16 protein-coding genes are annotated in these 22119 nt (G+C 42.4%); 15 read left to right on the top strand and 1 reads right to left on the bottom strand.

What is annotated here, in order from left to right; genetic code table 11:
- The first annotated feature begins 3 nt into the window (after positions 1–3).
- From HGO23_RS09400 to HGO23_RS09330, 15 genes are all read left to right on the top strand, one after another.
- The gene (locus tag HGO23_RS09400; protein WP_099135193.1) at positions 4–396 is read left to right on the top strand and encodes a DUF4150 domain-containing protein; all 393 of its coding nucleotides are present in this window, start codon (positions 4–6) and stop codon (positions 394–396) included.
- A 49-nt stretch (positions 397–445) separates the two neighbouring features.
- On the top strand, positions 446–1027 hold the full coding sequence (gene tssJ, locus HGO23_RS09395) for a type VI secretion system lipoprotein TssJ (RefSeq protein WP_244589862.1): 582 nt from the start codon (positions 446–448) through the stop codon (positions 1025–1027).
- A gap of 7 nt (positions 1028–1034) precedes the next feature.
- Positions 1035–2375: a type VI secretion system baseplate subunit TssK gene (gene tssK / locus HGO23_RS09390; RefSeq protein ID WP_099135192.1), complete on the top strand. Its 1341-nt coding sequence runs from the start codon at positions 1035–1037 to the stop codon at positions 2373–2375.
- 14 nt (positions 2376–2389) lie between these two features.
- Positions 2390–3604 carry a DotU family type VI secretion system protein gene (locus tag HGO23_RS09385; protein ID WP_416778488.1) on the top strand — a complete coding sequence of 405 codons (1215 nt, stop codon included), beginning with the start codon at positions 2390–2392 and terminating at the stop codon, positions 3602–3604.
- Between the two features lie 10 nt (positions 3605–3614).
- The gene (tssM, locus tag HGO23_RS09380) at positions 3615–7310 is read left to right on the top strand and encodes a type VI secretion system membrane subunit TssM (protein ID WP_209028627.1); all 3696 of its coding nucleotides are present in this window, start codon (positions 3615–3617) and stop codon (positions 7308–7310) included.
- Positions 7307–8413, top strand: coding sequence for a type VI secretion system protein TssA (gene tssA, locus HGO23_RS09375; RefSeq protein ID WP_209028626.1), 1107 nt, complete (start codon positions 7307–7309; stop codon positions 8411–8413). The genes tssM and tssA overlap by 4 nt, the downstream gene beginning before the upstream one ends.
- A 108-nt stretch (positions 8414–8521) precedes the next feature.
- The gene (tssB, locus tag HGO23_RS09370; protein WP_099135189.1) at positions 8522–9058 is read left to right on the top strand and encodes a type VI secretion system contractile sheath small subunit; all 537 of its coding nucleotides are present in this window, start codon (positions 8522–8524) and stop codon (positions 9056–9058) included.
- A 3-nt stretch (positions 9059–9061) separates the two neighbouring features.
- Positions 9062–10564, top strand: coding sequence for a type VI secretion system contractile sheath large subunit (gene tssC, locus HGO23_RS09365; RefSeq protein WP_099135188.1), 1503 nt, complete (start codon positions 9062–9064; stop codon positions 10562–10564).
- Between the two features lie 153 nt (positions 10565–10717).
- Positions 10718–11197, top strand: a complete 480-nt coding sequence (locus HGO23_RS09360) for an Hcp family type VI secretion system effector (protein WP_099135187.1) — start codon at positions 10718–10720, stop codon at positions 11195–11197.
- Between the two features lie 88 nt (positions 11198–11285).
- Positions 11286–13037, top strand: a complete 1752-nt coding sequence (locus tag HGO23_RS09355; RefSeq protein WP_209028625.1) for a type VI secretion system-associated FHA domain protein — start codon at positions 11286–11288, stop codon at positions 13035–13037.
- A 75-nt stretch (positions 13038–13112) separates the two neighbouring features.
- Positions 13113–13667 carry a type VI secretion system baseplate subunit TssE gene (tssE, locus tag HGO23_RS09350; protein ID WP_209028624.1) on the top strand — a complete coding sequence of 185 codons (555 nt, stop codon included), beginning with the start codon at positions 13113–13115 and terminating at the stop codon, positions 13665–13667.
- Between the two features lie 26 nt (positions 13668–13693).
- On the top strand, positions 13694–15568 hold the full coding sequence (tssF, locus tag HGO23_RS09345) for a type VI secretion system baseplate subunit TssF (protein ID WP_209028623.1): 1875 nt from the start codon (positions 13694–13696) through the stop codon (positions 15566–15568).
- 25 nt (positions 15569–15593) lie between these two features.
- The gene (gene tssG, locus HGO23_RS09340) at positions 15594–16634 is read left to right on the top strand and encodes a type VI secretion system baseplate subunit TssG (protein WP_099135324.1); all 1041 of its coding nucleotides are present in this window, start codon (positions 15594–15596) and stop codon (positions 16632–16634) included.
- Between the two features lie 92 nt (positions 16635–16726).
- Positions 16727–19369, top strand: coding sequence for a type VI secretion system ATPase TssH (tssH, locus tag HGO23_RS09335; protein WP_099135183.1), 2643 nt, complete (start codon positions 16727–16729; stop codon positions 19367–19369).
- A gap of 50 nt (positions 19370–19419) precedes the next feature.
- The gene (locus tag HGO23_RS09330) at positions 19420–20388 is read left to right on the top strand and encodes a serine/threonine protein kinase (protein WP_099135182.1); all 969 of its coding nucleotides are present in this window, start codon (positions 19420–19422) and stop codon (positions 20386–20388) included.
- 102 nt (positions 20389–20490) lie between these two features.
- On the opposite strand, the gene tyrR is transcribed toward HGO23_RS09330, so the two are convergent.
- Positions 20491–22074, bottom strand: coding sequence for a transcriptional regulator TyrR (tyrR, locus tag HGO23_RS09325; RefSeq protein ID WP_099135181.1), 1584 nt, complete (start codon positions 22072–22074; stop codon positions 20491–20493).
- Positions 22075–22119: the final 45 nt, after the last annotated feature.

Raw genomic sequence — 22119 nt, 5'->3', positions numbered from 1 at the left:
ATCATGTTTGCCAATACTCAAGCTGGTGGAATGGATTTAGCGGCACCTGATACTTGCCTGACCCCATGCCCCTTTCCTGTACCTGTGCCTTATCCCAATATGGCACAAGGGCCTACCGGCATCACTAATGCCATGAACATCTTATTTGCAGGTTCGCCTGTACATAACATAGCGACAAACTTTCCCATGACAACAGGTGATAACGCTGGTGTTAATATGGGAGTGGCTTCCGGAACAGTAATGGGACCAGCCCGGCATACATTAGGGGCTAACTCCGTCTTAATTAAAGGCTCGCCAGTAACACGGCTCACAAGCCTCACTATGCAGAATTCAACGAACGCTGTAGGTGCCCGCATTACTCCCAGCCAGACAAAAGTGCTTATTTCAGCGGCCTGATACACTCGACTTTTTATTTTATTCAATGCTGGCTATGCCTGAATAATTAATGAACTTTATGATATTGCATTTTTCACTCAGAAAAACAATCTTAATCAAAACGTTATATTCAATTATTTATTGGATTAAAGGGGCGTTTTTATCGTCGTTTTTATTAATATCGCTTCTCTTAATAATGACAGGCTGTTCATCGCAACCGGAAAAGTTGCCCCCTTATAAATTAATTTTCAATATCGCATCTAATGTAAATGATTCAGCGCCACTGAAAGTACATGTTTTTTTATTGAAATCGAATGAAGAATTTATGTCGACAGACTTTTTTTCATTACAAGACAAAGTAAAAGACACACTAGGTGATAAATTGGTCAATGAAGATCGATTTTTTATACTTCCTTTCGAACGTGCACATTATTTGTTGGAAAAAAATCAACCAGAAATTAGCTATATCGGAATTATTGCCGAGTATAAACAACTAGATGGCAAAAAATGGCGTACTTCGTTTCCAGTCCCCGTACCAGAAAAACCCCCTTTTTACGAATTCTGGCGTTTTGCCCCCGATGAACTACAAGTGTGCGTTAAGGTTACTGGCAAAGGCTTAAGTCCCACCTTAAATTGTGCCGCAGGAAACTGAAAAAATCATGAATAGATCAGAAAAAGTCATTTGGACCGAAGGCATGTTTCTGCGCCCTCATCATTTCCAACAGACTGAAAACTATCTGGAAGCTTATGTCCGCGACTGGGGAAAATCCCAAATGTCCTATTACTGGGGTTTTCTGACACTCGAACTGGATCAAGAACTACTCAATCAGGGTAAAGTCATGCTTTCCTCAGCGAGTGGTATTTTTCCAGATGGAACCCCATTCAGTTTTGACGGCGCAAATACCCCTGCTCCTTTACAACTCGCTGAAAATCAGACAGATATTAATGTAGTACTCGCCCTTCCTCTTTTTCGGCAGGGCAGAGAAGAAGTCATTTTCAGTGAAAAAAAAGACTCTTTGGCACGTTTTATCAGCTTTGAAGCCGAAGTGAATGATTTTAATGCCATGTCAGTCGGCAGTGCCGCTGTACAATTCGGCAAAATGCGCTTGCGCCTGATGCTGGAGTCTGATTTGACACCAGAATGGACTGCATTGAGTATTGTGCATGTCGTAAATGGAACCAGTGATAATAAAATCTATCTTGATCAACAATTCATTCCTCCCCTGCTTAATTGTTACGCCAGCCCACAAGTGGCGGGATTTATCACCGATATCCAGGGGTTATTAGAGCAACGCCGCCAGCAGATAAGCCAACGTTTATTACAATTGGGACGGCACAATGATTCCGAAATCATGGACTTCCTGTTGCTGTCCCTGGTTAATCGCTATAGTGGTCAGGTAAACCACATACGGAATATATCGTTACTGCATCCGGAGAGGTTATTTAGTGAGTGGCTGCAATTTGCCACTGAATTAGCAACGTTCTCCCAAAACCGTGTACCGGATGAAATCTTCCCACTCTATGATCACGATAATTTGACGCTATGTTTCAATCAACTCATGTTCCAGTTGCGTCAAGGGCTGTCAATCATTCTGGAAGAGCATGCCATCCAGCTACCATTGACAGAATATTCTCATGGTTTGAACATCGCCACATTACCCAACGCCAGTATGGTCAATACATTCAGCTTTATTCTGGCTGTCTACGCTGATATCGCCAATGACACACTGATGAGTCATTTCCCAGCCCAAATGAAAATTGCCCCTGTCGGTCGTATACGCGAACTGGTTCAGTTGCAATTACCCGGTATTTCAATACGAGCTTTGCCATCCGTGCCAAGACAGATCCCCTGGCACTCAGGATATATCTATTTTGAACTGGAAAAAGACGGGGATTTATGGAAACAAATGGATAAGTCAGGTGGTTTTGCATTGCATTTGGCTGGCGAGTTCCCCGGTTTAAATATGGAGTTTTGGGCTGTCCGTAATCAGCCTAAATAGAGGTAATGACGCCTATGATAAGACAAGAAATGCAGGAGATTGAGCATACATGGTTTTCTGGTAAAGCCAGTGATAATCCTCTGGTTGCCGCTGCAAATCCTCTGCTGAATACTCTTCCCCAAATCCGGCATACTACTGTTCATCCAGATCCAGCGAGTTTACGTCAAAAATTGATTGATGAAATCCGACGTTTTGAAGTCGCGTGTCAGCATGCCAAACAACCCTATGAAGTCATTATCGGCGCACGCTACTGTCTATGTACTGCACTGGACGAAGCAGCCGCACTTACACCTTGGGGAAGTCGCAGTGTTTGGTCAGGTAGTGGATTACTGGTTACTTTTCATAATGAAACCTGGGGAGGTGAAAAATTTTTCCAACTGTTAGCTAAATTATCACAGAACCCCAAAGAAAATTTATTCCTCTTGGAGCTGATTAATTTTTGTCTCCAACTTGGATTTGAAGGACGTTACCGCATCATGGACAACGGACGTTCTCAGTTAGAAACGCTAAAACAACGCCTGTTTCAGTTAATTCGCTCAATCCGCGGCAATCATCCCGCTGAACTGTCTCCCAATGTACAAGTCATCACAAACCCCAACAAACTCTGGAAACCTTTTTTGCCTATGTGGATTTGTATAGCATTATTGTGTTTTCTGGGATGTATCTTGTATATCGGCCTGAATTGGCGATTAAGTGATATATCTACCCCGGTTTTATCATCTATCTATCAGACCAATCTGCCAAATGTGCTCATTGATGATCGGATATCCCCACCTGTTCCTCCGACGCTGAACCTACAAGGCAGGTTACAGGATGAAATTTCAACCGGGCTATTAACTGTAACCGATATGGCTGATAAAAGCATAGTCACCTTGAAAGGAGACGGTTTATTCAAGTCAGCTTCGACACAAATCAAAAACAGTTACCTGGATGTTATTAGGCGTATAGCGGAAGCGATAAACCATTACAAAGGTGAGATTTTAGTTGTCGGATATACCGATAATATCCCCATCTATTCTCATTTCGTCTCTAACTACTCTTTATCGCTGGCCAGAGCTAAATCTGTCCAGAGAGAACTTCAGCATTATCTGAATCAGCCTGAGCGAGTCAAAACCGAGGGAAGAGGCGCAAGTGATCCTCTTGTGCCCAATGATACTCCCAGTCACCGGGCTAAAAACAGACGAGTAGAAATCACACTGTTAGTTTCTCCAGCCGATCAAATAAAGTGAGGAAACTAAAATGTTGAATGTACTCTTTTCTATCCTTACCAGCAGATTAACGTGGAGTTTTCTCGGTGTAACGGCAATTTCTGCCATTATCTGGTTCATAGGACCCATTATTTCTGTCGGTAACTCAGTTCCTTTTGAGTCAAAATTCATACGAATTTTTACCATTATTTCACTTTTCTTAGCCTGGCTCTTAAGTCAGTTAATCCCACTGTTATATCGGACATGGCTTAACAAAAAATTAGCTAACCAATTGAATATCATTAAAGACGATAAAAAAGAACAGAAACAGGAAAAAAAACACGATGAACAATATTTCACGTTATCAGAACGCTTTTCTGACGCTGTCAAATTATTGAGAAAAGCTTATTTTTCCGGCTATTTTTCCGGGTTAAATGGTAAATCTAAACCTGGCTGGAGGGGGCTGTTCAGCCGTCAATATTTATACCAATTACCCTGGTATCTCGTTATCGGTGCCCCACATTCAGGTAAAACAACAGCGCTGGCAAATTCCGGGCTGAATTTTCCACTATTAGACTATTTCGGCAAATCTGCCCTATACAGCATGCGAGATGTGAATAGTTGTAACTGGTGGTTTACGAAAGAAGCTGTCCTGCTTGATACCGCAGGTCGCTATGCTACTCAAGATAACAATCCACACGCAGCAGACAGCAGAGAATGGAAAACCTTTATCAGGCTGTTAAAAAAATATCGTCCACGCCAGCCAATCAATGGGGTCATCCTTACTATCAGTGTGGAAGACTTACTAAATCCATCAACAGAAGCCCGTGATCAACACGCCTATATGTTACGCAGACGCCTGTCTGAATTACGTGAAAAACTTAAGATCCAATTTCCGATTTACATTTTCATCACTAAAACCGATTTACTAAAAGGATTTAACGCCTATTTTACCCATTTTGATAAAGCATCGCGTGAACAAATTTGGGGGTTAACATTCCCACAAGACAAAAAAACTGACTGGAATATCAATTCGATATTTGAGGAACAATATAACCAGTTACAACTACGACTGAATGCAGAGTTACCCTATATTCTCTTAAATGAGTCTGATCCGCGGCAATGTGCCGAAAGTTATCTGTTTCCACAAGAGTTTGCTGCTTTATGTCCACGTATTGCGCAATACCTTGAAATTGTATTCGCAAGATCAGGATTTGAAGTCGCCAGTTACCCACGAGGACTTTATTTCACCAGTGGAACACAGGGAGGGATACCATTTGATGGTGTCATGGAAAAATTTAACCGCAATTTCCAATTACCAACAGACAATAACAGTATCTCAATGTCATGGGGAAATAATGATGATAAAGGTATTTTATATCAACCTCAGACTCGCCAAACTTATTTCCTGAAAAATTTACTGGATAGTATTTTTCAGGAAGCAGGACTCGCCGGCTACAACCGTTGGTGGGTATACCAGAATCGCTTGCTTAATTGGTTAGGCAACATGACATTAATAGCAATTCTGGTCTTAGTAACCACTTCATTTCTGACCAGTTACAACAATAATAAAAACTATCTGATGGAAGTTCAGGCTAAAATTCCGACCATTTTGCGTCAGGGAGCTGAATTAAATAAAAATCATGACGACACTGATGAGATAAATAACACCTATAATCTATTGCCAATTTTGAACAGTCTGGCCAACCTCGCTAAAAACCAGAACTTTTCGCTGGATGATCCCCCGATATCTTACCGCATGGGATTGTATAGTGGTGAACAGGTCAGTAATGCAAGCCGTACTCTGTATATGAAAGCACTGCAAACACTACTACTGCCACAAATAACAAAGTTAATCACCAGCCAACTACACAATGCTAACGGCAATGATACAGAGGAAACCTACAATACGTTAAAAGCGTATCAGATGTTATATCAGCCCAAACACTATAACGGTGAGTTTCTACGTAATTGGGTGATGCAATATCTGAAAGCACACTTAGATCCAGAAACAACCCAGGCACAACTGCAACAACTTAACGGGCATCTCAGCCAACTACTGGATAATCAGGTTGTCACATCGCCGTACATTCGTAATGACTATCTGGTTGAACAGAAACAAGCATTAATTGGCAGCATTCCCACTGCGCAGCGTGCTTACAATATCCTGAAACACAATTTGCTACTTGATCCCAATTTAGCATCAGTAAATTTAGTCACACTTGCCGGTCCTCAAGCTGAATTGGCTTTCTCACGCATCAGTGGAGCACCAATAACCAGTGGCATACCGGGAATGTTCACCCCTGCGGGCTATAAAAAAAGTATCGGCAAAGATCTGATGACTTTTCTTGTCACTCTGAATTCACAGGACAATTGGGTACTGGGTTCCTATGCGAGAAAACAGTCAGTTAAAGATCTCGAATTATCTGTCCGACAATTTTATATCAATGACTATATTTACCAGTGGGACAAATATCTGACTGATATTCGTTTGAACAATATTAGTGAATTAAATCAACGTGCCAGCACAGCACGTTTACTCTCTTCTTCAGCTTCACCGATGCGTACCCTGCTAATCAATATCAGCAAAAATGTCACGCTAACTAATAATCAACTCAATAACCTCATGAAGAAGGCTAAGGGTAAGATCAGTAGTAACTTCACAAACAGTAAGTTAACAAATTTAGTTCCGAAACAAATCTTGCCGGATAATGGTCAACTGTCACCGGAACAAGTGTTAGCAGAACATTTTGCACAAATTACCGCTCTGGCGAAAAGCCCGGATGGAAAAAATAAAAAAATACCTTTTGACGATATACTGAAAAAAATCGGTGACTTATATCAGTATCTGGCTTCAGTGCAAAATGCCGTCAATACAGGTATGCCTTTTCCTCCCAACAATATTATTACCCAGTTACAAACAGAATCTGAACGCCTGCCAATACCATTCAGAGATATGATTTCTGCACTGGCAATCGGCGCCAGTAGTGATACACAAATCAGTGATATGAACAATGTCGGCAAACATCTCGGTGCTGAAATAGGTGGTTTTTGCCAACAGGCTATTGCCAATGGTTATCCGTTGATGCCTAAAGCGCGCAAGGATATCAAACCTGATGACATGACACGGATGTTTGCTCCCGGAAAAGGCTTAATGGACAGTTTTTTCCAAAAAAATTTAGTGGGCAAGGTTGATACAACTCAGCCAAGATGGCGATTTATGCCGGGGGTAGATGGTAAGCCTTTACCCGGTGGAGAGAAGTTGCTCAAACCTTTCCAGCAGGCACAGATTATTCGCGATACTCTCTTTGCCAGTGGTGTTCTCACACCGTCATTTCATGTCATGGTTCGCCCAATCAGTATGGATAATGAGATATTGAGTATGGTACTGGATGTTGATGGGCAACAACTGCAATATAGTCACGGCCCTCAACTTTCGCAGCTCATTAGCTGGCCAGGCTCTGCGGGAACCAATCTGGCCCGCATTCAATTAAATTTAGAAAATGGCACAACAGCAAACTTATCGACTTCTGGCCCCTGGGCACTGAATCGGTTACTGGATCAAGCGAAGCGTATTTGGCAAAACAGCACAGGAAATTCAACTCAAAGTGATGATGCTGGCTTACAGGCAATGTTTAATATCAAGGGGCATATGGTTTTACTGGAGTTCACACCAAATAGTATTTTCAGCCCGTTTCAACTGCCTGATTTCTCCTGCCCGAACCTGAAGAGTATAAAAACACCATGAATATTGATGCTTTACTTGCACCAATCAGTGAAGAGTCTCCCTGTGGGGAAAATCTCGAATACGATGATGTATTTCTTTTATTGGAACAAAGCCTTATCGGAAAAGCAGAGCAACAGTTTGGTGATTTTGTTATCCCTGCGGAACCACCCGATTGGTTAGAAGTGGAAAAACAGGCCACAACGCTACTGCTGTCCCGTACCAAAGATCTGCGTATTATCATCGCTCTCATACATGCATGGGTAGAAACCCAGGGAATATGTGGCTATGCCTATGGTCTAGGGCTACTCCGACAAACACTGGAGCGCTATTGGGAAGAGGTATGGCCAAGACTGGAATTTGATGGTGAATACGATCCCTTATTTCGCCTCAATGCTCTGGCAGATATTGAAGATGGTTCCCCTCTCTCAATAAAAGTACAACACTCCATTCTGCTGAAAAGTATTTCACAAGAATTGTCATTCCGGGAAGTTTGTTCACTGCTTGATGGTTCGATAACAGAAATTAGTGGTTACACCGGAGGGCGAACCCGCCTGCAAGATGAGCTAAAACAACAAGTTGACACTCCGGAAATATCAGCATTAGTCATCATTCGCGATCATATTACTGTCCTGCTTGATATTATTCGCCAGTACTTATCTGCCGGCCATATGCCTGAACTATCGCGATTCCTAAAAAACCTGAATACTGTTATTGAATTTAGCGCATTAAATGGACCCGCAACAACCGCTTCGGTAACTCCCGGCAATAAAGGAGAACCTAAATCTGCATCAGTGATAAAACAGGCAACAATGCGATCATCAATAGACCCATCGTCTATAGATCAATCACCAACAGATACAGCAGCTCCGGCTGGTTTGTCCTCATCTAATTGGTACGGAGTAGAAGTCAATAATCGTGATGAAGCACGCATGCTATTGGAAAAAGCGAAAACCTATTTTCTTACACACGAACCAAGCCATCCTGCTCCGATGATGATTGACCGTATTCAACGCCTGATTGATCGTGATTTTATCGACATTGTCTATGACCTTGCACCAGAAGGATTAAATCAGCTCGCCATCATCTTTGGTCATACTGATAATTCTGACACTGATACAAATTAGTTGTCTCTTGTATTTATCCAACCAACAAAGAGTCAACTTGAAAGACGAAGGGTATATCGCCCGTTTATCTCTTAACTTACCTATTTAGCCAGTAATGGAGAAATTGTCATGAAATCCAGTGGACAAAAGTTTATAGCCCGAAATCGTGCTCCTCGTGTCCAGATTGAATACGATGTCGAGCTTTATGGCTCAGAAAAAGTTGTCCAATTACCATTTGTCATGGGCGTTATGGCTGATTTGGCAGGAAAACCCACAGAAGCCCTACCAGACGTTAACGACCGAAAATTTCTGGAAATTGACGTTGATAACTTTGACGAACGCATGAAGTCAATAAAGCCACGAGCAGCCTTTCAGGTTGATAACACCCTGACAGGTGATGGCAAACTAAATGTCGAGTTAGTTTTTGAAAAAATGGAAGACTTTCAACCGGATGCTATCGCTAAAAAGGTAGAACCTTTAGCTCAACTGTTGGAAGCACGTACCCAACTGGCAAACCTACTGTCTTATATGGATGGTAAAAGTGGTGCAGAACAACTGATTGCTGAAATACTGCAAAATCCTGCTCTGCTGAAATCACTGGCGGAAGCGCCAAAACCTGAAGATAGCACTTCAGCTTCAGATGAAGGTGCTGAAGATAAGGAGTAATTGATGAGTACGACTGAACAAGAAAACCTGGCTCAACAAGAGCAGGCACCGAAAGAATATACAGTTGATGAATTAAGTGTATTGCTCGGTAAGGAATTCCGTCCGCAAAGCGATCAGACACGTGATGCCGTTGAAAATGCGGTAAAAACCCTGGCCCAGCAGGCACTGGAAAATACCGTCACCATCTCTGGCGATACTTACCGTACTATCCAGTCATTGATTGCTGAAATTGATACCAAAATATCACAACAGATGAATCATATCCTGCATTATGATGAATTCCAGACACTGGAAGGCGCATGGCGTGGGCTGCATTATCTGGTTAATAACACAGAAACCGATGAAATGCTGAAAATCCGTGTGATGTGCCTTTCCAAAAAAGAACTAAGCAACACGCTAAAACGTTTCAAAGGAGTCAGTTGGGACCAAAGCCCACTCTTTAAGAAGATCTATGAAGCAGAATACGGTCAGTTTGGTGGTGAACCTTTCGGCTGTCTGGTAGGCGATTACTATTTTGACCACACCGCGCCGGATGTTGAACTTTTGCGTCAGATATCACAGATTAGTGCCTCTGCACACTGTCCATTTATTTCAGGGGCAGCCCCAAGTGTTATGCAAATGAAATCCTGGCAGGAGCTAGCTAACCCCCGTGATCTCACCAAGATTTTCCAGAATACGGAATATGCCCCCTGGCGTAGTTTACGTGAGTCAGAAGATGTACGTTACATCGGATTAGCACTACCACGTTTTCTGTCCCGTTTACCTTACGGTGCTCTCACTAATCCCGTTGATAATTTCAACTTTGAGGAAAATACCGAAGGCCCCACTCACGAAAATTATACCTGGGCAAATGCCGCTTACGCCATGGCGGTCAATATCAACCGCTCCTTTAAACTATATGGCTGGTGCACGTCCATCCGCGGCGTAGAATCCGGTGGCATTGTTGAAAATTTGCCTTGCTATACTTTTCCCTCTGATGATGGCGGAGTGGATATGAAATGTCCTACCGAAATTGCCATCAGCGATCGTCGTGAGGCTGAATTAGCCAAAAATGGTTTTATTCCACTTTTGCACCGTAAGAATACCGATATGGCCGCCTTTATCGGTGCCCAATCGCTGCAAAAACCATCAGAATATTATGATCCTGACGCTACAGCAAATGCCAACCTCTCCGCTCGTCTGCCTTATTTATTTGCCTGCTGTCGTTTTGCTCATTACCTGAAATGTATTGTACGCGACAAAATCGGGACTTTTCAGGAGCGTAGTGATATGGAACGTTGGTTGAATGAATGGATCACTCATTATGTTGACGGTGACCCGGTCAATTCATCACAGCTTACCAAGGCGAAGAAGCCACTGGCAGCCGCAGAAGTCCTGGTCGAAGAAATAGAGAGCAATCCGGGATATTATCAAGCTAAATTTTTCCTGCGACCCCATTATCAATTAGAAGGATTAACCGTTTCTTTACGTCTGGTTTCAAAATTACCCTCATTAAAAGGAGCATGATACTAAAAAATTATTTTATCTAAGCAAAATCAAAAATTATCTCGCACAGTGGGGCTTCCAGTAACAATACACATGCATTTCTAGACGTATATACGCACTCCAATACATCTATTGGATTCAATCATCCCATTCAACTCTATTAAGGCAAAGATTATGTCTAACAACGCGTTTATTACTTTTACTGGCATTAAAGGTGAATCAGGTGACGATACCCATAAAGAATGGACAGCCGTCCATGTTTTTGAACTGGGAATGACTAATGAAGTTTCTACAAATACCCAGTCTAGCGGATTGAGTTCAGGTATAGTTACCGTTCCTGGTATTACTGTAGGCCTCTTCTTTGATAAATCATGCATAAGTTTATCTAATTATTTGACGATAGGTAAACATATCAAAGAAGTTAAAATTGAAGTAATGCGACAAGGAGGTGAAAACGTACTTTGGCACAGTATAGTCATGACAAACGTTATGGTAGCAAGCACATCGCTCGGATTTTCATTTGATCAATATATTTCTACTGTTAAGTTGGCCTTCCAAACCCATAAAGAAAGCTACTATCCTCTGGACTTCACAGGTAAAAAAGGTGCTGAAGTCACCTATGGATGGGATTCTTTCGCTCATAAACCACTCTAATTACATAATTGACTACCCGATAACCTCCCTGAAACAGGGAGGTTATTTCTACTAATCTATCCTTATCAAAAAATAGGGATCTACGCTTATGCGATTCACCATTGTTAAAAACAGCGGTACAAATCAACCCATACAATTGAGTTATGACTTTTCGCCTCCGGGGGGAACTATCGGTCGCAGCAAAGACAATAACTGGATTTTACCCGATGAAGAACAGGCTATTGCCCGGCTTCAGGCCGTCGTTTCTATTTCTGCTGATGGTGAGTGTAGGATTACCAATCGTGGCTCTGCATCTGAGCTGTTACTAAACACAATACCATTGGCTCCGGATCGCCAGGTTGAAATCCGCGATGGTGATGTATTGAATATTGGCGACTATCAGATTCAGGCAGTTGATATCAATAAAAGTGCGCCTCCGCAAGCAACTACCCGGGTTATCAATACGGAATCCCAATCGGCTACCAACTGCTCAGGCATTCCCAATGAGATCTGGGATGGTCTGGAACAAATTTTCACTGCCCCCGATACTTCGTCCTCCCCTAACAGATATCAGGCAACATCAGAGGGGAATGACAATAACCCACTACTCAAATCCCAACAACAGGAAAACGACGAACGTAACCCAATTGATCCATTGGCACAAATTGAAAACACAACCGATTTAGAGACACTTCAATTACGGGCGACCGATCCCGTGACTATGTTCCACTCAGATGCCCTCTTCCAACAGGAAGATATTCTGAATAACAATACACCCACAACATTATTCCAGTACGATGACCAGGAAATTGACGACCCGCTAAACTTGATGTTAGATAATGCCGTACCACTAACATCACCTGATAACCCAAAAATTTCCGATTCTCAGTTTGCTCCTGTATCACAGCCCATATCTGCTCAGGATAAACAATCCATTGCTCAGCCACCTTCTTTACCTTCACTCTTCACAACAGAAGAGATATCTAAGGAACTCAGTAAAGATTTAGCCAAAAATTATACAGGTATAGAAGAAACCAAAACAAAAGAAAATATTTTTCCTCCTTTTCCCCCTGTTCCTTCAAATGAATATCCTGATTATCAGGCTAGCGCTAATCACCAGACTCATATTAAGCACCAAGTGAGTAATGCTAATAATTCCCTTCACATCACTCATGACAATCATGCTTATGAACGGCTTGGTATTGATCCAATAAGCTATAGTTCCTCTAACCATCAAACAGACGGGATCAAACTGGAGGGGAAATTACTGGCATCGCTATTAGAGGGAATGGGACTCAAAAATCTTCACCAACCACAATTTGATGAACACCGCATGTATCAATTAGGTCTGTTTATCAGCCAGTTATCTCAAGGGGTCGTCGCACTCAATACTTCACGCACGATGCTGAAACGGGAAGCTGATGCGGATATGACTCAAATGCTATTGGATGCCAATAATCCATTTAAGCTATTACCTTCTGGTCAATCTGTTTTAGTGCAGATGTTTGGTGATCATATGCCTGGATTTATGCCTATTGAGCAGGCAACCCGCGATATTTTAATTGAATTACAAGCACACCAATTAGGAATGATTGCAGGAGTACGTGCCATTACGAGAGATATCCTGCAACTCTTCCATCCCGGAAATCTTGAGCAGAAAGCACAGGATGAAGGCGGCATGCCGCGTTTGTCTTTGTCGTCAACCTACAAAACATCATTGTGGGAATTTCTCACCAAATACTATCAAAAAACAGCCAATGAATTTGAGCAAAATTCAGTTCTGTTTGGTGAAAACTTCCTGCAAGCCTATGAAAAAGAGGTCAATAAATATAAAAATTCTCAAAGTAAACTAAAAAAATAGGCAAATTAAAAATAGTTCATTGCCTCAGCAATCTTTCCCCTATTGCCCATTATCACTACGACCAATAGGTACTCCATGAATGACAATATAACTTTAATACATGGTGGTTATCATCGTCGGAGTAATGCCAAGCGTATCACTGCCAGAGACAGAATGCAGCCTTCCTTGCTGGATAGGCTCACTGATAACGACCCCGATAAGAAAAAAGAGGCAATCAGCAACTATCTGATATCACACAGTACATTACGACAAAATGTTCTGCGGGATTTACAGTGGTTGCTCAATAGCATCAACTGTGAATCCGAGCAAGATCTTACCCTGTATCCGGAAATACGCCGTTCTGTTTATAACTTTGGGCTGGAACCCCTGGCGGGTAAACGCATGTCTGAAATAGAGTGGGAAGATATTCAACATAAAATCATTAAGGCTATACATGTATTTGAGCCACGCATTATTGCCGATGAGCTTGAAGTGAGTTGTGTTTCCGATACTGATTCTCTGAACCTATACAATACATTATCCATTGAGATTAAAGGTTTTTTGTGGTGTGTTCCCTGGCCACTCGAATTCCTGTTCCGTAGTGATATTGATCTGGAAAACGGTTATTTCACTATCAAAGAAGCAGGGTAAAAACAGATACGAGAGGATACGGATACATGGATAGCAAACTTCTTGAATATTACAATCGTGAGCTAGTTTATTTACGTGAGATGGGCAAAGAATTTGCCGAACGTTATCCAAAAGTCGCCAATCGACTGGGTATGCATGGTATTGATGTTGCTGACCCTTATGTTGAACGACTTATGGAAGGTTTTGCTTTTCTAACTTCCCGTATTCAGTTGAAAATGGATGCTGAATTTCCAAATTTTTCCCAGCAATTACTGGAGATGCTCTACCCTAATTATCTGGCTCCTACTCCATCAATGACAATCGTCGAACTCCAGCCTGATACCAGTAAAGGGGATATCAGCCATGGATTTTTAGTGCCACGCGGAACGCTCATGCACTGTCAGACATTGAAAAAAGATGGCATCACATTCCAGTACAGCACAGCACAAGACGTTATTTTGCAACCATTACATTTGCAGAAAGTTGAACTGGGTAAACTCCCTGCCAACGTTCCTCTGGCAACTTTAAATCTTCACCAATCCGGTGCTGTCAGTGCGCTGCGCATTCATCTCTCCTGCAAAGGAAAATTTTTCCTCAACGAATTGGATCTCAATAAACTGGTATTCTTTCTTTCAGGGCCGGATATTCAATCCCAACGATTGTTAGAATTGCTTATGGAACATTGCGTCGGCATAGTATGTCAGACCCTTGGTGATACTCCCCAGTATCAAGTTTTACCTGATATTTCTCCACATCATGAAGGGTTTGATGATGATCAGTCATTGTTACCTAACGATCCGCGTACTTTCAGTGGCTATCGTCAGATCCAGGAATATTTCGCTTTTCCGGCACGTTTTCAATTTTTCAGCATTAGTGGCATGCAATCTCTGCTGGAAAAAACGCAAAAAGAGAGTGAATTTGAACTGATCCTGCTTTTGGACAAAATAGACATGGATTTGGAGCATCTGGTTGATGCCTCTTATTTAGCCCTCAATAGTACACCCGTAATTAATTTATTCCCTAAGTTGACTGAACGTGTGACGGTAGAAGAAAGTACTAATGAGTATCATTTAGTTGTCGATAATATCCGGCCTCTGGATTATGAAATCTTTTCCGTAAAACATTTGCATGGTGCAGATATTAAACACAGAGAAACACAAATTTTCAGACCTTTCTGGTCTACTTTCAGTGATGATAAAGGCAATTACGGTGCCTATTTTTCCGTGCGCCGTGATCCCCGCATTTTATCTGAACATGCCCATCATTACGGCACCCGAACCAGTTATATCGGTACAGAATCCTTTGTTTCTATTGTTGATGAACAACATTCTCCTTGGCCGAATGAACTCAAGTTCCTGACTGCCGATGTCATGTGCACCAACCGTGATTTATCTGCAATGTTGCGTCAACAAGATCTTGATAGCTTCGTTATGCTGGATTCTATCCCCATCAACCAGATTGTGTTTCTTAAAAGACCAACCATACCACGCCCAGCCTTAGCACAAGGCTCAATATCCTGGAAATTAATCAGTCACCTCCAGCTCAACTATCTAAATTTTATGGATAAAAATGATGAGCAAGGGACTCAGGCATTACGGCAATTACTCAGCCTGTATGCCAATCTTTCAGAACCAGCTATCGCCCGTCAGATTAATGGTATTCGCCATTGTTCATTAAAAACCATTTATCGGAGAGTCCCTGAACCTGGCCCGATCGTTTTTGCCCGTGGAGTCAGCATTGAGCTGGAAGTGGATGAGCAAGAATTTGCCGGCAACAGCCCCTGGTTACTGGGAAGTGTTCTGGAAAAATTATTCTCACGCCTGGTCACCATGAACTCTTTTACTGAAATGACTCTCTATAGCCAGCAACGTGGCAGGATCGGTTTTTGGCCGGCCCGGATGGGAAAAAAGAAACTGATATAGCCAGTATTTACAGATAAAAATGAATATGAGCGAAACAAGTGCCATTTCCATACATCGCATATGTCACCTGCCGGATAATTTTTGGCAGCAACTAACCCAGACACCGTGGCAATTCGATCTATTTCAGACCCTGCGCCGAATAGACGCCCAATCCGGGGAGTATTATATGCTGGGTTCAGCCCCATTGCCGCGATACGACCTGCTGCGGTTAGGTCAAAAAGCATCAATGATATTCGCACCATCTACCATTGCTGAAGCCAAAAAACGCGAAAACTCAAAACTGTATGACATACTGATTTACAGTTTTGGCTTGTTCGGCCCGAATGGGCCATTGCCACTCCATATCACCGAATATACTTATGCGCGACAATATAACTATCAAGACCCAACACTGAACGCATTTGCCAATTTATTTCACCATCGGCTAATACTGCTGTTCTATCGTGCCTGGGCTAATTCCCAATCAACAGTGTCGCTTGATCGTCAGGATAATCAACGTTTCTGTCATTACCTTGCTTGTCTGGTTGGTATGGGGTTACCTGCTCAACAACAATCAGATTCAATTAGTGAACACGCCCGCTATTCGTTATCAGGCCATTTATCCCGGCAAGGGCATGGTGCGGAAGGGTTGGCGAAAATATTATTTAGTTACTTCAATATTCCATTAAAAGTTATACAAAATATTCCCCAATGGCTGAAAATTGAAACTCAGGATCAGGCGCGGTTAAAAGCCGGACGCAGTATGCCTCGTTTGGGCGAATCGGCCTTTTTGGGAATAGCATTATATGATGTTCAATATAAATTCCGCCTTGAACTCGGCCCGTTAACCCTAGCTGAGTATGAAGCGTTCTTACCAAACCAACCAAAGTCACTACAACTACGTGATTGGGTATATCAATATTTTGGGATCGAATACGCATGGGATATCCGCCTGATACTTAATCGAGCCGATATAAAAGGTATTCATCTGTCAGAGCCAGTAAAATTAGGATTAAGTAGCTGGCTTGGCAACATTGAACAGAAATCCCATTGTGGTGACTTAATCTATAATCCAGAATTTCACTGAATAACAATTTCAACAAACAACAATTTCACTAAACAACAATATAATCACTCTCTACAAAACACTGTCAGTAATAACATCACGGATTACACGCTATGTCAGAAATCAGCCGCTCCGTACTATTTGGTAAGCTTAACCGCACATTATTCACATCGTTAGAAGGTGCCACTGCTTTTTGTAAGTTGCGTGGTAATCCTTATGTTGAGTTAGTGCATTGGCTACACCAAATCATGCAGCAACAAAACTGTGATTTACAGAAACTTCTCCATCACTTCGGTCTGGATGAATCTGCGTTGACCAAAGACATTGTTACAGCACTGGATCGCCTGCCACGTGGTGCCAGCGCCATTTCTGACCTCTCAGAACATATTGACAGTGCCGTTGAACGGGCTTGGGTTTACGGTTCACTGAAATTCGGGGTTGATCAAATTCGCAGTGCCCATTTACTGATAGGCATATTGAAAACGTTCAATCTACGCAATGCGCTGAAAGCCATTTCTCCCCTGTTTGATCGCATTAATACAGATGTCCTGATCGATAATTTTCACGCAATATTCGACGGCAGTGATGAAGCTCAGGAGATCACAGCATCATCAACAGGTACACAAGGGGCAACAGCACAAACTGCAACAGGCTCAGCGCTACAACAATATGGTCAGGAATTGACGGCGCGGGCCCGTAATGGCGAGATTGACCCTGTGTCTGGGCGTGATGAAGAAATCCGCCAGATCATTGATATTCTGATGCGCCGTCGTCAAAATAACCCATTACTGACAGGTGAAGCTGGTGTCGGTAAGACTGCGGTAATTGAAGGATTAGCACTGAGGATTGCCGCAGACGAAGTTCCCCCTCCTTTACGAAATGTTCAGCTTTGGTTGTTAGATATTGGCATGTTACAAGCAGGAGCAGGTATCAAAGGAGAATTCGAATCCCGTCTGCGAAAAGTGATTGAAGAAGTGCAATCCAGTCCAACTCCCATCATTTTGTTTATTGATGAAATCCATACTTTGATTGGTGCCGGTGGACAGCAAGGAACTGGTGATGCTGCCAATTTATTAAAACCAGCCTTAGCGAGAGGTCAACTACGTACGCTTGGTGCTACAACCTGGTCAGAATACAAAAAATATATCGAAAAAGATCCTGCCTTGACTCGTCGTTTTCAGGTTGTGCAGGTTCATGAACCTGACGAAACCAAAGCTCTGATAATGCTGCGTAGTCTGGTCAATACACTGGAAAAACACCACCGTATTCTTTTATTAGATGAGGCAGTAGAAGCCGCAGTGCACCTCTCCCACCGCTACATCCCTGCCCGTCAGTTACCGGATAAAGCCATCGCATTACTGGACACAGCCTGTGCCAGAGTTGCTGTCAGCCAACATGCTGAGCCTCCTCAGCTAGAAAACTGCCGCCATCAGATAGATGCACTGAATGTTGAGCTGGAAATTGTGGAGCGAGAAGCAAAAGTCGGTATGGGTGACTCGCAGCGAGCAGAAAATATCCTCAATCAACTCGCCACTCTGGCAGAACAAAAAGAGCAGCTAGAAGCACGCTGGCAACAAGAACTTTCTCTAACAGAGAAAATTATTCAATTACGCATCCAATTAAATGAAGACCAAAATAATGATACCGCTACTCTCCATACTGAATTAACTGATCTGCAACAACAATTGGAAACTTTACAGGGGGAAGAGCCTCTCATTTTTTCGGCAGTAGACAGTAACGTTGTTTCCGCTGTTGTGTCAGATTGGACCGGCATCCCGCTAAGCCGCATGATGAAAGATGAAATCGAAGCCGTATTGCAGTTGGCTGATACACTCAGTCAGCGGGTGATTGGTCAGTACCACGCATTGGAAATAATCGCAAAACGGGTACGTACTTCACGGGCGAAATTAGATGATCCCAATAAACCGGTTGGTGTCTTTCTATTATGTGGCCCTTCTGGTGTGGGTAAAACGGAAACAGCACTCGCTCTGGCTGAAACACTATATGGTGGCGAGCAAAATCTCATTACCATCAATATGAGTGAATTTCAGGAAGCACACACCGTATCAACATTGAAGGGCGCACCTCCCGGCTATGTTGGCTATGGTGAAGGAGGTGTATTAACCGAAGCTGTTCGCCGCCGTCCTTACAGTGTTGTATTGTTAGATGAAATCGAAAAAGCACATCCTGATGTTCATGAGATTTTCTTTCAGGTATTCGACAAAGGCTGGATGGAAGATGGTGAAGGCCGACACATTGATTTTCGTAATACCATTATTATCCTGACATCCAATGTGGGAGCCGATTTAGTCAGTTCATTATGCCGCCAGCATAGCCAACAAGATAATAGCGTACCAGAGCCGGAACAGCTCAGTTCTGCATTACGTAAGCCATTATTAGACACATTCCCAGCAGCTTTATTGGGACGTTTATTGGTTATTCCCTACTATTCATTGAATGACGAAGTGATGACTAATATTGTCCACTTACAATTAGGGCGAATTCAAAAACGTTTACTGGAGAACCATGGCATTGCTGCAATATTTGATGACGCTATGATTGAAAATATTGTCAGCCGTTGTACTGAGGTTGAATCAGGTGGTCGTACGGTTGATGCTATCTTGACTAACACCATATTGCCACAAATCAGTCAACGGCTGCTCTCTGCCAGTGCTCAGGATGAACAATATAACCGATTACAAGTATCACTCGAACAAGGGGAACTTCAATTCCAGTTTTCGGATGATAATCAATAGATCCTGCATAACATCTTGTGTATACCCATAGGTTCAAGAGGCCATCTCCGATGCAGAATTCCTACTATAACTATTTTAATAACAGGCACCCATTATTGCAGGCATTACCTATTGGGTACTGCTTCAATGAGTTTGAAATTGAGAAGATTATAGGTAAAGGTGGATTTGGCATCGTATATAAGGCTTGGGATCACCGTAAAAAATGTGCTGTTGCCATTAAAGAATATCTGCCATCGGCAGTTGTGATCCGTCGCAATGATTTGAAATTAAACCTGCGTTGCTCAAGTCTGCAAAAGAGATTCAAAATCGGTCTTCATAGTTTTATGCGTGAAGCCCATATAATGTCTTACTTTAATCATCCATGCCTGCCCCGTTTCTTGCGTTTTTGGCAACAAAATAGCACGGCTTATATTGCCACTCCGTTTTACAGAGGCATAACACTAAAACTGTTGCAGCTAAAACACCCAAAGATCATTACACAAAACTGGCTGTGTCGTATTTTGTTTTCCTTGTTTGATGCCCTCAATACGCTTCATCAGGCAGGCTATCTGCACTGCGATATTTCTCTCGATAATATTTTAATTCAGAACAATCAGTTACCAATACTGCTTGATTTGGGATCGGCCCGAAAAACAACAGAACATTTATCTGATGATGAAGAAATCACTGTCAGGTCTGGTTTCACGCCTTGTGAACAATACACTGCCAATGAAGAAGGACAGCAAGGCCCCTGGACTGATATCTATGCCTTAGGGGCTGTATTACATACTTTGATTGTCGGGAAACCACCACCCGTCAGCATTGTGCGCAGTATTGAAGATCATTATCAACCTTTAACCAAACGGTGCCCTACAGGTTATTCCTTATCATTTCTGCATGTAATTGATTGTATGTTGGCAATAAAAGTGTCAGACCGCCCGCCCTCTATTTCAAAATTAGCTGCGATGATAAAGCCCGCTATCATCCAAGCCTGTCAAATTCCCACATCGCATCTCCCATTCCTTTATCAAATCTCCTGACCTATCTGCCTTCAGGAGATCTGAGCAAGGAAGAGCAGCCGAAAATTATCTCCTGAAAAACGTTATCCCTCGGAGAAAGCCTGTAGTTTGCACAAACAGGCATTATTCATCACTCGAATCCAATTCAACTGTCTGTTTTTTTCCACTCAATCCATATTCACGCAGTTTATTGGCAATAGCGGTATGAGAAACACCAAGCCGTTTTGCCAACTTGCGGGTACTGGGATAATGGCGATAAAGACGGGTCAAGACAGAACGTTCAAAACGCTTACTGATTTCATCTAAAGAGCCAACCAGAATGTCTTCATTGATAAAGGCGGTTTCTGTTTCTAATTCCGGTAACTGAATATCTTGTGGGCTTAATTGGTTACCTTCAAGCTGCGTTAATGCCCGATAGATGGCATTACGCAACTGCCTCACATTTCCGGGCCAATAATAGCTACACAAGAATTGTTCCAGATCAGGTGAGAATTTGGGTTTTTCTACATCTTGCTCTCTGGCAAACCGGGTTGCAAAATAATTCGTCAATGGAATGATATCAGCCTGACGCTCCCGTAAAGGTGGCAAAGTGATTGTTAATACATTGAGCCGATAGTAGAGATCTTCCCTGAATTCCCCTTTTTGCACCAACTCAACCAAATTCTTCTGAGTGGCGCAGATGATCCTGACATTCACTTTAACTTCGTTATCCTCTCCAACACGACGAAATGTTCCATCATTGAGGAAACGGAGTAATTTGATCTGCATCTGTGGTGACATTTCACCAATTTCATCTAATAGAACCGTGCCTCCATTTGCCTGCTCAAAAAAGCCTTTTTTACCTTCCAGTGCATTCGGATACGCACCTGCCGCATAACCAAACAGTTCACTTTCTACTACGTCATCCGGCATAGATGCACAATTTAGTCCAAGAAAAGGTTGTTTTCCTCTTGCACTTCTCAGATGACACGCTTTGGCAAATTCATCTTTCCCTGTTCCTGTATCACCAATAAGCAACAAAGGCAGATCCAACATAGCAATTTTATGGGCCTGTTCAACGATATGAACCATCTTCGGACTGACAGCAACAATATCCTTAAAGGCCTGATCGTCATTCACTGTCAATTTTTTCTGCACAGGTTCCGCATAAACGGATGCACGTAGCATAATCACCGCTCCCACACATTTAACCTTCTGATTTTCATCAGTCAGTTGCATGGGAGTAATATCCATCAAATAAGATTTTCCTTTGATAGTTAACGTTGTCGAATGAGGCTGATGATGATCACTTTCCAACCAACGGAGGAAATTGTAATTACTGATAAGCTGGCTGATATTTTTTTGGCTGATTTTTCCTTTACTAATGCCAAACAATGTCTGGGATGCCAGGTTAGCCAAATCAATATTTCCTTTTATGTCAATGGACAAGATAGGCTCAGGCACAGACTCCAGTAATGTCCACATAGCTCTGTGCTCTTTTTCTGATGGCATAAAAGCCACTGTCCTGACATCTATCACACCATTAATACGGCGGATTTCTGCCATCAGCAGGCGAAAGGTATTGAAATCAATTTGAGTAAAACTAAGGTAAATACGACGCTCAGGAGAGATCTCAATTCCTTTCAGGTCAATATTTCTTAAAACCAATAAATCAAGTAACTCGCGAGTCAGCCCAATTCGATCCTGACAAGTAACTTCCAATCGCATTTATTCCGACCTTATTTACACAATGTTCATAGCCACCTGAAATAT

The sequence above is a fragment of the Xenorhabdus budapestensis genome, assembly GCF_017743015.1.
GTDB classification, from domain to species: Bacteria; Pseudomonadota; Gammaproteobacteria; order Enterobacterales; family Enterobacteriaceae; genus Xenorhabdus; species Xenorhabdus budapestensis.
Note: the sequence above shows the minus strand (reverse complement) of the source record. Positions and strands in the feature narration are given on the sequence as shown.

Excerpts from the sequence above, each read along its gene's own strand:
- HGO23_RS09360 (WP_099135187.1), top strand. The coding sequence starts at position 10,718 with ATGTCTAACAACGCGTTTATTACTTTTACTGGCATTAAAGGTGAATCA.
- tssM (WP_209028627.1), top strand. The coding sequence starts at position 3,615 with ATGTTGAATGTACTCTTTTCTATCCTTACCAGCAGATTAACGTGGAGT.
- tssA (WP_209028626.1), top strand. The coding sequence starts at position 7,307 with ATGAATATTGATGCTTTACTTGCACCAATCAGTGAAGAGTCTCCCTGT.
- HGO23_RS09385 (WP_416778488.1), top strand. The coding sequence starts at position 2,390 with ATGATAAGACAAGAAATGCAGGAGATTGAGCATACATGGTTTTCTGGT.
- HGO23_RS09355 (WP_209028625.1), top strand. The coding sequence starts at position 11,286 with ATGCGATTCACCATTGTTAAAAACAGCGGTACAAATCAACCCATACAA.
- tssE (WP_209028624.1), top strand. The coding sequence starts at position 13,113 with ATGAATGACAATATAACTTTAATACATGGTGGTTATCATCGTCGGAGT.
- tssF (WP_209028623.1), top strand. The coding sequence starts at position 13,694 with ATGGATAGCAAACTTCTTGAATATTACAATCGTGAGCTAGTTTATTTA.
- tssH (WP_099135183.1), top strand. The coding sequence starts at position 16,727 with ATGTCAGAAATCAGCCGCTCCGTACTATTTGGTAAGCTTAACCGCACA.
- HGO23_RS09400 (WP_099135193.1), top strand. The coding sequence starts at position 4 with ATGTTTGCCAATACTCAAGCTGGTGGAATGGATTTAGCGGCACCTGAT.
- tssC (WP_099135188.1), top strand. The coding sequence starts at position 9,062 with ATGAGTACGACTGAACAAGAAAACCTGGCTCAACAAGAGCAGGCACCG.
- tssG (WP_099135324.1), top strand. The coding sequence starts at position 15,594 with ATGAGCGAAACAAGTGCCATTTCCATACATCGCATATGTCACCTGCCG.
- HGO23_RS09330 (WP_099135182.1), top strand. The coding sequence starts at position 19,420 with ATGCAGAATTCCTACTATAACTATTTTAATAACAGGCACCCATTATTG.
- tssB (WP_099135189.1), top strand. The coding sequence starts at position 8,522 with ATGAAATCCAGTGGACAAAAGTTTATAGCCCGAAATCGTGCTCCTCGT.
- tyrR (WP_099135181.1), bottom strand. The coding sequence starts at position 22,074 with ATGCGATTGGAAGTTACTTGTCAGGATCGAATTGGGCTGACTCGCGAG.
- tssJ (WP_244589862.1), top strand. The coding sequence starts at position 446 with ATGAACTTTATGATATTGCATTTTTCACTCAGAAAAACAATCTTAATC.
- tssK (WP_099135192.1), top strand. The coding sequence starts at position 1,035 with ATGAATAGATCAGAAAAAGTCATTTGGACCGAAGGCATGTTTCTGCGC.